We start from the raw sequence: 1,140 nt of genomic DNA, 5'->3' as shown, positions 1-1,140 counted from the left end.
GCAGCTCCGGGAGCTGCCGCGCGAGGCCATCGCCCGGGCTTCCGTGGAGAATTACGGCGCCATTATCGTAGTGGAGACGCTGGAAGAGGGAATTTCCGTCGTCAACCGGCTGGCGCCTGAGCATTTGGAGATCGTGGCGCAGGACCCGATGGCGCTGACCGGGGCGGTGCGGAACGCAGGGGCGATTTTCCTCGGGCCGTACAGCTCGGAGCCGGTAGGCGATTATTTTGCCGGTCCGAACCATATTATTCCGACGAACGGAACGGCGCGGTTCTCGTCGCCGGTGGACGTGGACGATTTCATCAAGAAATCGAGCCTGATCTATTACAGCAAAGAAGCGCTTCTGCGCGACGGCAAGACGATTATTGAACTGGCGCGCCGCGAAGGGCTGGAGGCCCATGCCAGAGCGGTGGAAATCAGGCTGGAGAACGAAGCGAAGGGTGGAGAAACGGATGGAGAATAACGGGCAGCAAACAAGGCAGGCGGGGCTTTCCCGCAAAACGAACGAAACGGACATCAAGCTGTCGCTGACTGTGGACGGAAGCGGTCAGGCGGAGCTTGAGACCGACGTCCCTTTTCTGAACCATATGCTTGATCTGCTCACGAAGCACGGCCAGTTCGATCTGTCGGTTCAGGCGCGCGGCGATATCGAGATTGACGATCACCACACGGTAGAGGATATCGGCATTTGTCTCGGGCAGGCGCTGCGCGAAGCGCTCGGCGACAAGAAGGGCATCAAGCGCTATGCGAGCGTATTTGTGCCGATGGATGAAGCGCTGGCGCAGGTGATTATCGACATCAGCAACCGTCCGCATTTTGAATACCGGGCGGAGTATCCTTCCCAGCAGGTGGGCAGCTTCTCTACCGAGATGGTCCATGAATTCCTGTGGAAGTTCGCGCTGGAGGCGCGGCTGACGCTGCATGTCATCGTGCATTACGGCTTCAACACGCATCACATGATTGAGGCGGTGTTTAAGGCGCTCGGGCGCGCGCTGGACGAGGCGACAACGATTGACCCCCGGGTGAAAGGCGTTCCTTCCACGAAAGGGGTGCTGTAGTCCATGACCGTTGCTATCGTCGATTACGGGATCGGCAACCTGCACAGCGTCAGCAAGGCGATTGAGCGTCTGGGCCAGCAGC

2 protein-coding genes and 1 pseudogene are annotated in these 1,140 nt (G+C 59.4%); all 3 read left to right on the top strand.

The genetic code is table 11. The annotated features are described in order from the left end of the window. On the top strand, positions 1-463 hold a 463-nt coding region (locus L692_RS0102240), incomplete at its 5' end, for a histidinol dehydrogenase (RefSeq protein ID WP_025696817.1). Further along, the gene (gene hisB, locus L692_RS0102235) at positions 453-1,058 is read left to right on the top strand and encodes an imidazoleglycerol-phosphate dehydratase HisB (protein WP_025696815.1); all 606 of its coding nucleotides are present in this window, start codon (positions 453-455) and stop codon (positions 1,056-1,058) included. The genes L692_RS0102240 and hisB, both read left to right, overlap by 11 nt. 3 nt (positions 1,059-1,061) lie before the next feature. Next, positions 1,062-1,140, top strand: a pseudogene (gene hisH, locus L692_RS33380) (imidazole glycerol phosphate synthase subunit HisH); the annotation flags it as partial.

The sequence above is a fragment of the Paenibacillus forsythiae T98 genome, from assembly GCF_000520735.1.
GTDB classification, from domain to species: domain Bacteria; phylum Bacillota; class Bacilli; order Paenibacillales; family Paenibacillaceae; genus Paenibacillus_AQ; species Paenibacillus_AQ forsythiae.
This window is presented reverse-complemented; position numbering and strand designations above follow the sequence as displayed.

Coding starts and splice junctions, on each gene's coding strand:
- hisB (WP_025696815.1), top strand. CDS start 453: ATGGAGAATAACGGGCAGCAAACAAGGCAGGCGGGGCTTTCCCGCAAA.